Origin of the sequence: Pseudomonas sp. B5(2017) (assembly GCF_002112825.1) — a bacterium.
GTDB lineage: Bacteria > Pseudomonadota > Gammaproteobacteria > Pseudomonadales > Pseudomonadaceae > Aquipseudomonas > Aquipseudomonas putida_Z.
Genome location: NZ_NEIR01000003.1, coordinates 190523 through 202421, shown reverse-complemented (window position 1 = coordinate 202421; position 11899 = coordinate 190523). Strand labels below are relative to the sequence as shown.

Annotated in this window: 9 protein-coding genes; all 9 read left to right on the top strand. The window is 58.4% G+C overall.

Going from position 1 to position 11899, the window contains the following annotated elements:
- Nucleotides 1-192: 192 nt before the first annotated feature.
- The 9 genes from cysD to CAG00_RS05930 all read left to right on the top strand — a co-directional run bounded on the left by cysD (nucleotide 193) and on the right by CAG00_RS05930 (nucleotide 11898).
- Nucleotides 193-1146 carry a sulfate adenylyltransferase subunit CysD gene (gene cysD, locus CAG00_RS05970; protein WP_085663746.1) on the top strand — a complete coding sequence of 318 codons (954 nt, stop codon included), beginning with the start codon at nucleotides 193-195 and terminating at the stop codon, nucleotides 1144-1146.
- Complete coding sequence (gene cysN, locus CAG00_RS05965; RefSeq protein ID WP_085663745.1) at nucleotides 1146-3050, top strand: sulfate adenylyltransferase subunit CysN; 1905 nt, start codon at nucleotides 1146-1148, stop codon at nucleotides 3048-3050. Before cysD ends, cysN begins: the two co-directional genes overlap by 1 nt.
- 68 nt (nucleotides 3051-3118) lie before the next feature.
- Complete coding sequence (locus CAG00_RS05960) at nucleotides 3119-3850, top strand: SDR family NAD(P)-dependent oxidoreductase (RefSeq protein WP_085663744.1); 732 nt, start codon at nucleotides 3119-3121, stop codon at nucleotides 3848-3850.
- A gap of 58 nt (nucleotides 3851-3908) precedes the next feature.
- Nucleotides 3909-4664 (top strand): SDR family NAD(P)-dependent oxidoreductase, encoded by a 756-nt coding sequence (locus CAG00_RS05955; protein WP_085663743.1) that lies wholly within the window; start codon nucleotides 3909-3911, stop codon nucleotides 4662-4664.
- A gap of 56 nt (nucleotides 4665-4720) precedes the next feature.
- The gene (locus tag CAG00_RS05950; RefSeq protein ID WP_085663742.1) at nucleotides 4721-6856 is read left to right on the top strand and encodes an FAD-dependent oxidoreductase; all 2136 of its coding nucleotides are present in this window, start codon (nucleotides 4721-4723) and stop codon (nucleotides 6854-6856) included.
- Nucleotides 6857-6866: 10 nt separating this feature from the next.
- On the top strand, nucleotides 6867-7361 hold the full coding sequence (locus CAG00_RS05945) for a nuclear transport factor 2 family protein (protein WP_085663741.1): 495 nt from the start codon (nucleotides 6867-6869) through the stop codon (nucleotides 7359-7361).
- 6 nt (nucleotides 7362-7367) lie between these two features.
- Nucleotides 7368-8735 (top strand): FAD/NAD(P)-binding protein, encoded by a 1368-nt coding sequence (locus CAG00_RS05940; protein WP_085663740.1) that lies wholly within the window; start codon nucleotides 7368-7370, stop codon nucleotides 8733-8735.
- A gap of 218 nt (nucleotides 8736-8953) precedes the next feature.
- Nucleotides 8954-10516, top strand: a complete 1563-nt coding sequence (locus tag CAG00_RS05935) for a DUF1302 domain-containing protein (RefSeq protein WP_085663739.1) — start codon at nucleotides 8954-8956, stop codon at nucleotides 10514-10516.
- 11 nt (nucleotides 10517-10527) lie between these two features.
- Complete coding sequence (locus CAG00_RS05930; protein ID WP_085663738.1) at nucleotides 10528-11898, top strand: DUF1329 domain-containing protein; 1371 nt, start codon at nucleotides 10528-10530, stop codon at nucleotides 11896-11898.
- Nucleotide 11899 lies beyond the last annotated feature (1 nt).

The following is an 11899-nucleotide window of genomic DNA, read 5'->3' as shown; positions in this document are numbered from 1 at the left end:
CAGACTACCTTGCGCGGTCAGATTCAACTGTCTCAAGGCGGCCTCACAAAGCGCGCAGCGGTAGTCCACACGGACGATGGATGGGTTAGCGGCTTGCCGTAATTTCTATTCAACGGCCTGTTGCCGGCGAATCGCTCAAGCGAACGCTCAGGTGCTGGCGTGGGTAGTCATTAGCCAGGAGTGATTTCGGGCATGAAGATTGAAAACAAAGCGTCGCTGCACGACGAGGCCATTGTGCTGCCAAGCACCACCCTGACGCACTTGCAGCGTCTGGAGGCTGAAAGCATCGATATCATGCGAGAAGCGGTATCGGACAGTGAAAACCCGGTCATGCTGTATTCGATCGGCAAGGACAGTTCGGTGATGTTGCACCTCGCCATGAAAGCCTTCTATCCGTCAAAACCGCCGTTCCGTTTCCTCCATGTGGACACCACCTGGAAGTTTCGCGAAATGATCGAGTTTCGCGACAAGACTGCCGAGAAACTTGGCCTTGACCTGCTGGTACACATCAACCCCGAAGCCGTTGAGCAGAACATCAACCCGTTCGATCACGGCTCCTCGCTACACACCGACATCTGGAAAACCCAAGGTCTGAAGCAGGCCCTGGACAAGTACGGTTTTGATACCGCCTTCGGTGGTGCGCGCCGCGACGAAGAAAAGTCCCGTGCCAAGGAACGGATTTTCTCGTTCCGCTCCTCACAGCATCGATGGGATCCAAAAATGCAGCGCCCCGAGCTGTGGCGGCTTTACAACTCGCGCAAAAGCAAAGGCGAGAGTATCCGCGTGTTCCCGCTTTCGAACTGGACTGAGCTAGACATCTGGCAGTACATCTACTTGGAAAACATTGACCTGGTACCGCTGTACTTTGCCAAAGAGCGTCCGGTGGTCGAGCGTGACGGCACCTTGATCATGGTCGATGACGAGCGCATGCCGCTGCGTCCGGGCGAAGTGCCAATGCAGAAAAGTGTGCGCTTCCGCACCTTGGGGTGCTACCCGTTGACCGGTGCGGTAGAAAGCGAAGCGGCAACGCTGCCGGCGATCATTCAGGAAATGCTCCTGGCTAAAACCTCAGAGCGCCAAGGCCGCATGATCGATCACGACTCCAGCGGTTCGATGGAGAAGAAAAAACAAGAGGGGTACTTCTGATGGCACACGTTTCCGACCTTATTGGCGAAGATATCGAACAATATCTGCTTGCTCATCAGCACAAGAGCCTCCTGCGTTTCATCACCTGTGGCAGCGTCGATGACGGCAAGAGCACCTTGATCGGACGCCTGTTGTACGAATCAAAGATGCTCTTTGAAGACCAGCTGAGCGCCCTTGAAGCCGACTCCAAGAAAGTCGGCACCCAAGGCGGCGACCTTGACTTCGCCTTGCTGGTGGACGGCCTGAGCGCTGAACGGGAGCAGGGCATTACCATCGACGTGGCTTACCGGTTCTTCTCTACCGACCGGCGCAAGTTCATCGTCGCCGATACTCCTGGCCACGAGCAGTACACCCGCAACATGATCACTGGCGCTTCGACCGCGGACGTTGCGGTGATCCTGATCGATGCCCGTCGCGGCGTGTTGACCCAAAGTCGCCGGCACAGCTACCTGGTCTCGCTGATCGGCATTCGCCACGTAGTATTGGCCGTGAACAAACTGGACATGGTTGATTATTCCGAGGCTCGCTACAACGAAATCGTCAGCGAATACCGGGCGTTCGCCCAGCAGATCGGTATCGAGCAGTTCCAGGCCATTCCGATGTCGGCGCTCAAGGGCGACAACATCATCGACAAGAGCGCAAACACGCCTTGGTACGACGGCCCAACCTTGATGGGTTACCTGGAAACGGTCGAGCTCGACAACGATCTGCTCAGCCGTGGCCCATTCCGGATGCCGGTGCAGTGGGTCAACCGCCCCAACCTGGACTTCCGCGGCTTTTCCGGGCGCATCCTTGGCGGCGCGATCAAACCTGGCGACCGCGTGCGGGTGCTACCTTCGGGTAGGGAAAGTACCGTCAAACGCATCGTCACCTATTCCGGTGACCTGCCAGTGGCGGTGGCGGGCCAGTCGATTACTTTGACTCTGGCCGATGAAGTGGATATCAGCCGCGGTGACGCAATCACCACGGTCGATGCGCCTGCGTCGGTGGCCGACCAGTTCGAAGCCAACCTGGTGTGGATGAGCGATGAGCCAATGGTACCAGGGCGTCAGTACCTGATGAAGATCGGCGCCAAAGTGGTGACGATGACCATCGCCGCGCCCAAATACAAAGTCAACGTCAACACCATGGAGCAACTGGCGGCTAAAACCCTCGAGCTCAACGAAATTGGCGTCTGCAACTTGAGCCTTGACCAGGCCGTGGCCTTTGACCCCTATGCCGAAAACCGCGACATGGGCAGCTTTATCATTATCGACCGGATGACGAACACCACTGTTGCCGCAGGTATGCTGCATTTTGCCCTGCGTCGCTCGCAGAACATCCACTGGCAGGCTATCGAGGTCAACAAGGCTGCTCACGCCAAGCTCAAAGGCCAGCGCCCGGCTGTGGTCTGGTTCACCGGACTGTCCGGGGCAGGCAAATCGACTATCGCCAATCTGGTCGAGAAGCGCCTGCATGCTCTTGGCCAGCACACCTATCTGCTGGATGGCGACAATGTGCGTCATGGCCTCAATCGCGATTTGGGTTTCACCGAGGCCGACCGCGTGGAAAATATTCGCCGGGTCGCGGAAGTGTCCAAGCTTATGCTGGATGCGGGTTTGATCACCCTGGTCTCGTTCATCTCGCCGTTTCGCACCGAGCGCGACATGGCCCGCAGTCTGGTCGGCGAGGGTGAGTTCTGTGAAGTGTTCGTCGATACCCCACTGGGTGTCGCCGAGGAGCGTGACCCCAAAGGTCTGTATAAGAAGGCACGGCGTGGTGACCTAAAGAACTTCACCGGCATCGATTCACCTTACGAAGCGCCGGAGAATCCTGAGCTGCGGATCGATACCACCAGCCTCTCGCCTGAGGCGGCGGCGGAGCGTATTGTCGAACACCTGCGCAATATGGGCATACTCACCTGAGTAAGCCTTAGCCAGTACCCCGGTGGCTAAACATCGCTGTGGGGTGCATCGACAATAAGGAGCTGTGCATGAGCGGTATCGTCTTCGCGTTCAGTGGAGTCAACGTTATCGTCACCGGCGGCACCAGCGGCATTGGCCTGGCCACTGCCAGAGCCTTTGCCAGTGCTGGTGCCAGGGTGACCATTACCGGGCAGCGGCCAAGTCCGGCAGATTATCGCGACAGCGATCTGAGCGGCCTTGAGTACAAGACGCTGCATCTGGATGATCCGGCTTCGATCAAGGCGTTTGCCGGCACGGTCGAGTCGGTCGACATCCTGATCAACAACGCTGGACACGTGATGCCCGATGCAGACTTCGTCCAAGCAGTGCAGGTGAATCTAAATGCTGTCTATCAACTCAGTACGGCGCTCCAGCCCCGGCTGGCGCAAAGTACCCTGCAGAGCGGCGCGTGCGTCGTCAACATCGCCTCGATGATGTCTTACTTCGGCAGCCCGCACTTGCCAGGCTATGGTGCGGCCAAGGCCGGCATCGTGCAGTTGACCAAGACACTTGCGGCGGGTTGGGCCGAGCACGGAATTCGGGTCAACGCCATCGCCGCAGGCTCGGTGCGCACCACCATGACAGCGACTTACGCCGACAATCCCTACTGGGCCAAAGTGGTAAGTGATAAAACTCCGTTGCGCCGCTGGGCCCAGCCCGAAGAAATGGCGCAACCGATCCTGTTTCTGTGTTCCGCTGCTGCCAGCTATGTCACCGGGCACACCCTGGTGGTCGACGGCGGCTACTCGGTGATTGATTGAACTACAGCAAAGCCAGCAACGCAGCGGTTGGCCATAACAATAAATAGAGGAACATGCCATGCAACGTTTCAAGGACAAAGTCGCGCTGGTAACGGGCGCGGCATCGGGTATCGGCCGCGCCACTGCGGTGCGTCTGGCTCAAGAGGGTGCAACCCTGTTGCTGGCCGATATCAACGCCGCCGGCCTGGAAGTGGCCGCAGGCCAACTGCGTGAAGCGCATGGCCGACAGGTCGCCTGCTTCACCTTCGATGCCACCGATATGCAAAGCTGCCGGGCCATGGTCAAACAGGCAGTGGCGCAACACAGTCGGCTGGATGTGCTTTGCAACATCGCCGGCATCGCCGGCGGCTGGCATTTCAAGGATATGACTGATGCCTTGTGGCGGCGCATGCTGCTGATCAACCTGGATAGCGTCTTTGCCATCTCCCAGGCGGCCATGCCAGCGCTGGTGTCGAGCAAAGGCAATATCATCAACATGTCGTCAGCTTCGGCCAAGCAAGGGCAGGCTTACCTGGCTGCCTATTGCGCCTCCAAGGCCGCGGTTGTGGCGTTGACGCAAAGCCTGGCTGTCGAGTATGCGTCGGCCGGTGTGCGCGCCAATGCAATCTGCCCGGGCGGAGTCAACACCAATATCCACGCCACTATTCAATTCCCGGCCGATGTCGACGAAAAGCTGATGAGCAAGCTTTATCCGCTCTCGGCGATCGCCGAGCCCGAAGAGATCGCCGCCGCAGTGGCCTACCTGGCCAGTGACGAAGCGCGCTACGTCACCGGCATCGACTTTTCGATCGATGGTGGTCAGACCATGTCGTAACCGGGAGCTTTGCCGTGATTCAAGCCCTACAGAACAACAAAAGGGAGTCCCGCAGCATGGCAACTGGCTTTCCCAACCTGATGTCGCCTGGCGCCATCGGCACCTTGCAGTTGCGTAATCGAATCATCATGTCGCCGATGGGTTCGAACCTGGCCGAGGCCGAGGGTTTTTGTGGTGAACGCATCGTGCGGTACTACGAGGCCCGCGCCAAAGGCGGCGCAGCCATGGTCATCATGGGCTCGACCGGGGTGGCCTGGCCGCGCGGCTCGGGCAACCAGATGCAAGTAGCGGTTTCCGACGACCGCTTCATCCCCGGACTCAAAGCAGTCGCTGATGCGGTGCATGCCCATGGCGGCAAGATCGCCATGCAGTTGCAGCACGCCGGTGCCATTGCGGTTAACGAGCCGCTGCGTGGCCTGCCGTTGCTGGTGCCTTCTGTCCCGACTGAAAAAGAATTTGACTGGCCGGTTGACTTGACCCCCGAAGAAAACAAGGAGATGTTCGAAGCCTTCTTCAAACCGGGTGTGGTGATCAGTTACCAGGAGGCGACCGAGGAGGACCTGGAATGGGTCATCGACTGCTTTGCCCAAGCAGCGCGGCGGGCGCGGGCAGCGGGTATGGATGGCGTGGAAATCCATGCTGGCCACGGCTACTTGCTTTCCGGGTTTCTGTCACCGTCCAGCAACAAGCGCACTGATCGTTGGGGTGGATCGCTGGAGAACCGCGCGCGGCTGCTCACAGAAGTCATCAAACGCATCAAGCAGGCAACTAGCGCGGATTATCCGGTGTGGTTCCGCCTCGATTCCCAGGAATTCCTGATGAACGATGGCATCACGCTTGAAGATGCCATCCAGGTGGCCAAGCTTGGTGAACGCGCCGGCGCCGATGCAGTACATGTCACCGCCAATGCTGACAAGAGCCGTGGCATCAGTTTCACCGAAGGTCATGCCACGCACTTTCCGAATTATTTCGTCAGCAATGCTGCCGCGATCAAAGCCGCGATCAAGATCCCGGTGATTTGCCCGGGGCGTATCGAACCGGAAGTGGGCGACCGGCTGATCGGCGAAGGCAAGCTCGACTTCGTGACCATGGCGCGCAAGCTGCTGGCCGATCCCGAATTGCCCAACAAGCTGGCCAGCAACCGCCCTGATCTGATACGACCGTGCATCTATTGCTACACCTGCATCAGCCAGATCTTCCTCGGCGTCGGCGTGCGGTGTGCGGTCAACGCCCAAACCGGCTACGAACAGTCTGCGCCGATCTTGCCTATCGACGGGCCACCCAAGCGTGTACTGGTCATTGGCGGCGGACCGGCCGGCATGGAGGTGGCGCGTGTGGCAACGCTTCGTGGCCATCAGGTTCAGCTGTGTGAAGCGTCCGAACGGCTGGGCGGCACGGTATTTTTCTCTTCGATCGTGTACCCGGAAAACGGCCGCTTGATCGAATATCTAGCCCGCCAGATGCAAGAACTGAAGGTTCAGGTTGAGCTCAATCGGCCTGTTGATGCACAGCTGGTGCGGCAGATCCAACCTGATGTCGTGGTAGTAGCCACTGGTGCTACCCGCAGCCTGATCGAATTGCCTGGCTCCAACTTGCCACATGTGTTTAGTGGCGATGAGATGCGCGCGATGGTCACAGGCCAGTACGGCAAGGCTCTCGCCCGCAAGCTGCCGCTGTATGTACGCGCGTTGATTGGCAGTGGGCGGGGGTTTGGCGTATTGAAAAAAGCCAGCGTCATTCGCAAACTCAGCGAAGTCTGGTTGCCGCTGGGCAAGCATGTGGTGATTTACGGTGGTGGGCTGGTTGGCGTCGAGCTTGCGGAATTTCTCGCTGAACGCGGCCGCAAGGTGACCGTTATCGAGCCCGGTGTCAGTTTTGGCAAAGAACTGATGATGGTGCGCCGCTGGCGGTTGATGGACACGCTTCGCCACCTGAACGTGACTTTGTTGTCCTCCAGCCAACTGCTGGAAATTACCCCAAGTCAGGTTCGCTATCGCACCGCCTACGGCCAGGAGCAATGCCGGCGCGCCGACACGGTTGTGATCGCGCTCGGTGCCAAGCCTTCCGGCGAGGCCTTGACTGTCAGCCTGCAAGCCAGTTGCAAAGAGGTCCACTGTATTGGCGACGCACTGGACCTGGGTTATATCGAAGGCGCCATCCGCACCGGCAACGCTTTAGCACGTGCACTCTGAGGGCTAGCGAATGACTAAAGAATCCACAACCGCGTTTTCCGACCAAGCGCTGCGAGACACTCACCGCGAATTGTTCGTGCGCATGCTCGGCCACCTGGGGCGCAAGGAGTTCGACAGCTTCCAGGCGTGCCTGTGCGAAGACGTGGTGCAGGAATGGCCGTACTTGCCGGTGCCTAACATGCCCTCGCGATTGGTGGGCAGCCTTGCGCTGCGTACGCTGATCGAGGCCGGTACAGCACCGTTCGAGCCATATGCCTATGACATCCACACGATCCACCCCATGCTCGACCCCAACGCGCTGATTGCCGAGTACAGCTCCAACAGCTTCTATCACCCCACCCAGCAACCCTACGCCAACCAGTACTTGAGCATCGTGCGCTTCGCTGGCGGCAAGATCTGTTACTGGCGTGAATATGTGAATCCATTGATCATCAAAGAGGCCCTGCTCGACGATTTCAACAAGCCGGTGGATGGGGTTCACAATGCTGCTGACTTGCAACGCTGAGCCAGCATGCGAACCATTGCGATCATTGGCGGCGGCTTCAGTGGTACAGCCACCGCGGTACAGTTGATGCGGCTCAGCCATGAGCCGCTGCGCATTGTATTGATCAACCGCTGTGCAGGCATGGCTCGCGGCATTGCTTATGGCACCAACAGCGCGCTGCATCAGCTCAATGTACCGGCAGGCAACATGAGCGCCTTGGCTGACGATCCGCTGGACTTCTTGCGCTATTGCCAGACACGCCTGCCACAGACTCAGCCCGGCGACTTCGTCAGCCGGCGCACCTACGGCGATTACCTTGACGACCTGCTGGCCACTACCCAGCAGGCTCGAACGAGTATGTGCCTGGAGCGGATAAGGGAGGAGGTCGTTGCGCTCCAGCCCAATAGTGGCCGAGTCACGCTCACCTTGGGCAGTGGCCGACAACTGGTGGCTGACCACGTGGTATTGGCATTCGGCCACTTCGCCCCGCTGGACCCAACGGCTGTGCAAGGCCTGCAGTTACCGTTTTATCAGCGCGACCCCTGGGCAGCCAACGGCTTGAAGGTACATGACCCGCATGCCTCCATCCTGCTCATAGGCAGCGGCCTCACAGCAATGGACGTGGCCTTGAGTCTTCGCCAGCAAGGTCACCGAGGGAGGTTGTATCTGGTCTCGCGGCGTGGGTTGCTGCCTCAGTCGCACAGGGGCGGCGCCCGCTCGGGGTATGACTGCGCGGCGTTGCTCGGACGGCTTGTTCAGGGGCGTCCCAGCGTTGGTTGGTATGTCCACGAGCTTCGCGCTCAGGTGCGTGCTGCGCAGGGCGAGGGATATGACTGGCGTGATGTGCTGGGAGCGTTGCGCCCGCATACAGCTGCGCTGTGGCAGCGGCTGCCGGTAACTGAGCGTCGACGCTTTCTACGCCATGTTCAGCCCTACTGGGATGTCCATCGCCACCGCGTTGCGCCCCGCGCTTATGCAGCATTCCAAGAGTTGATCGGGCAAGGCGTGGTCGTCTCGCTGGCGGCGCGCATCCAGCAACTGAAGGTCAGTGGCGATCAGATCGAGGTACAGCTCAGACCTCGCTTCGAACAGCAGCCACGCATGATCAAAGTTGCACAGATCATCAATTGCACAGGGCCCAATTCGGACCTGCGTCGTGTACACGATCCGTTGATCAGGCAGCTGTGCCAAAGCGGGTGGCTTGATCTCGACATGCTCGGTACCGGCCTGCATGTCGATGCGCACATGTCAGTGCGTGACCAGCGCGGCCAATCGCTGGACTGGTTGAGTTACGTCGGCCCGATGCTCAAGGCGGATTTCTGGGAGGCAACAGCGGTTCCCGAGTTGCGTCAACACGCTTTCAACCTGGCCGGTCGCCTGATCAGTCAACTCTGACTGACTACTCACTTCGTGTATGGCTTGCCTGCGTTAAGCGGGCAACGCTTGCGCGTTCTCGATACACCCGTTGTAGCTCACTCAACCTGGGCCGCTGTTAGTCCAAATAGACGATGAATCACAGACCCGCGGGCCTATAGGTTACTCGGGAGTAAGTTGTTGACTCATGGTCTTTCCAGCGTGTAGCGATCAAGAACAATAAGAGGACGCACAGCAAGATGAACACTGCCTTGGAGAATAGAAAGACGTGGCATTTTTTATCATTCAACGCTGCTTGGGTATCGCTGCTGTTGCCGGCAGCCGGATGCTTGGCGGGCGAACCTGTCAACTTTGAAAATGGGGCCACGCTGGACTACACCGTCACGGCCAATTACGGCTTGGGTATTCGTACGGAGAAACCCGCACACGCAACCCTCAATCAGCTGAACGCTGACGATTCGGACCGTAACTTCAAGCGCGGCAGCCTCACCACCAACCGCTTGAGCGTGCTGCTGGAGGCTGATCTGCACAAGGACGATTATGGGTTATTCATGCGCGGAAGTACTTTCTACGACGCCGTGTACAACGGCAGGACCGATAACCGCTCCCAGGGCACGCTGAACCGGGACGGTGATGCCGACGAATTCAGCTCCGAAACGCGTAAATGGAACGGACATCGAACCTCCTTGCTCGATGCTTTTGTCTATGGCAGCTGGGACCTGGAAGAAAACGGCAAGCTGTCTGCCAAACTTGGCAAACACTTGGTCGCCTGGGGCGAGAATACGTTCTTCCCGGGGATATCCGGTGCACAGAACGGTGCGGATGCATCCAAGGGGAATATTCCCGGGGTAGAAGTCAAAGACGTACTCCTTGGTGCTGAGGCGCTCTCTGGGCAATGGAGCATCAACCAGGACTGGTCGATCATGGCTTACAACCAGTTCCGCTTTCGGCCGACCGAGTTGCAACCCACTGGCGACTATCTCTTCTCGACCGATGTGATCGGCCCAGGCTCCGAAAAGCTGTTCTTCGCTCCTGGCGTATCAATTCCGCGAGGTCCAACAGATGACGCTCGCAATTCGGGACAGTGGGGTATTGGCACGCGGTATCGCATCAGCCCCACCACTGAACTGGGCTTCTACCATATCAACTACCACAGCAAGACTCCCTCGATTGTCTTCTCCCCGGATGGGGACACCTACCACGTCAAATATTTCGAGGACATCAAAGCCACGGCAGCGAGCCTGTCGACCCGCTTTGGTGACTATAGCGTCGGCGGTGAGATTGGTTACTATCAGGACCTGCCGGTGCAAGTGACCACGGCAATACTGCCCCAGCAGATCCGCGGCGACGCGCTGCAGGCGCAAGCCAATATCTACGGCTCATTCGGGCCGAACTTCCTGTCTGACCAAACCATCGTGCTGGCCGAGGTTATGGGCCAGCGCCTGCAAGACCTAGACAGTAATGAGTACGGTGCAAGTGCCAACAACCGGGACTTGGCGTCCTCCACCAGAACGTCTTGGGGTTACCAGTTGACCTACATCAACCGCTACCTGGGCGTATTCGATGGCTGGGACCTCAGTGTCCCACTGTCCTGGAACCACGGCGTCAAGGGCATTGGCGTAGTGCAGAGCAGCGGCCTGCTCAACGAAGGGGATAAGCGCATCAGTGCCGGCGCCAGCCTGGTTTACCTCGATAACCTGGAGATCGGCTTGAAATACAACGTCTTCCTAGGCCGTGACGACGATCCAGCGCAGCTCGCAGACCGAGACTTCGTAACTTTAAACGCCAAATACAGCTTCTGAGAGGCCTGATCATGTTCATCAAACCTTCTTGCAGCTCAATCGTGCTGTGCCTCCTGACGGGTATGGCCAGCAGCGCCGTCGTTGCCAAGGTATCGCCTGAAGAGGCGGCACAGCTGGGCACTACACTCACCTGCCAGGGGGCGGAGAAAGCCGGTAATGCTGCCGGCACCATTCCGCCCTACAGCGGCAAATGGCTTGGTACGCCACCGGGCGTCAAATACGAAAACAATGGCACTCGTTACCCCAATCCCTACGCGGACGAAAAGCCGCTGTTCGTCATCACGTCGGCCAACATGGCGCAATACGCAGAACATTTGTCTGAGGGTCAGAAGGCGCTACTGAGCAAGTACCCGACCTTCAACATGCCGGTTTACCCCAGCCACCGCGACTGGGCATACCCGCAGTGGATCTGCGATGCCTCGAAGAAGAACGCCACCAGTGCCGAGCTCGTCGATGATGGTCTGGGTATACTGGCTACGTCCGGCACGGCGCCGTTTCCCATCCCCAAGAGCGGACTTGAACTGGTCTGGAACATGACCACGCCGGCAGCATCGCCTCGTGAGATCGGTACATTCGATACTGCGGTGGTCAACCCTAGTGGCGGCAAGTCCTGGGCCCGGGAATTCCATAAGATCGTGCTGAGCAAGGCCGACCCGAACAAGCGCGTCGAAACCACCGGTAGCGCTTCCTGGAGTTATGGAGAGAAGCTGATCCCACAGCGGGACAAGGGCACGCTCACCTACGCGCGCGTGCCGTACAACTACAAGAAAGACGTACTGGATGTCTGGCAGTACAGTCCAGGGACCCGTCGTGTCAGGCAGTTGCCTAACTATGGCTTCGATCAACCTGGCCCGGGCGGCTACGTGACCCTGGACGAAGGGCAGGTGTTCAACGGATCCCCTGAGCGCTATAACTGGAAGATAGTGGGTAAAAAGGAACTGTACGTTCCCTACAATGCATACGCTCTGATCGATCCTGCAGTCAAATACGCTGATATTCTCAAGGACCAGGGTCATATCAATCCAGCCTATACACGCTTCGAGCTGCACCGGGTTTGGGTACTTGAGGCCGATCTGAAGCCTGGCTTCCGCCATTTGTATCCTAAACGCGTTATGTACATTGATGAAGACACCTGGCTGCCGCTGATGGGTGATAACTTTGATGCACGCGGCCAGTTCTGGCGTACGGTAATGAATCACACCGTATATGCCTTTGATGCACAGACAGTGTGGCCGCACCTAGCGGTCTATCATGACTTGCAGTCGGGCTCCTACATTGCCGATCGGTTGACCAACGAGCAAAAGCCGGTGGTGTTGATCGATGATGGTTCGTTGAAAGAGTCGCAGTACTCCCCGGACATGCTGCGCGGCGCTGGTCGTTAAC

Bases quoted from the DNA above. Each gene is read 5' to 3' on its own strand.
- cysD (WP_085663746.1), top strand. From the start codon at position 193: ATGAAGATTGAAAACAAAGCGTCGCTGCACGACGAGGCCATTGTGCTG.
- cysN (WP_085663745.1), top strand. From the start codon at position 1,146: ATGGCACACGTTTCCGACCTTATTGGCGAAGATATCGAACAATATCTG.
- CAG00_RS05960 (WP_085663744.1), top strand. From the start codon at position 3,119: ATGAGCGGTATCGTCTTCGCGTTCAGTGGAGTCAACGTTATCGTCACC.
- CAG00_RS05955 (WP_085663743.1), top strand. From the start codon at position 3,909: ATGCAACGTTTCAAGGACAAAGTCGCGCTGGTAACGGGCGCGGCATCG.
- CAG00_RS05950 (WP_085663742.1), top strand. From the start codon at position 4,721: ATGGCAACTGGCTTTCCCAACCTGATGTCGCCTGGCGCCATCGGCACC.
- CAG00_RS05945 (WP_085663741.1), top strand. From the start codon at position 6,867: ATGACTAAAGAATCCACAACCGCGTTTTCCGACCAAGCGCTGCGAGAC.
- CAG00_RS05940 (WP_085663740.1), top strand. From the start codon at position 7,368: ATGCGAACCATTGCGATCATTGGCGGCGGCTTCAGTGGTACAGCCACC.
- CAG00_RS05935 (WP_085663739.1), top strand. From the start codon at position 8,954: ATGAACACTGCCTTGGAGAATAGAAAGACGTGGCATTTTTTATCATTC.
- CAG00_RS05930 (WP_085663738.1), top strand. From the start codon at position 10,528: ATGTTCATCAAACCTTCTTGCAGCTCAATCGTGCTGTGCCTCCTGACG.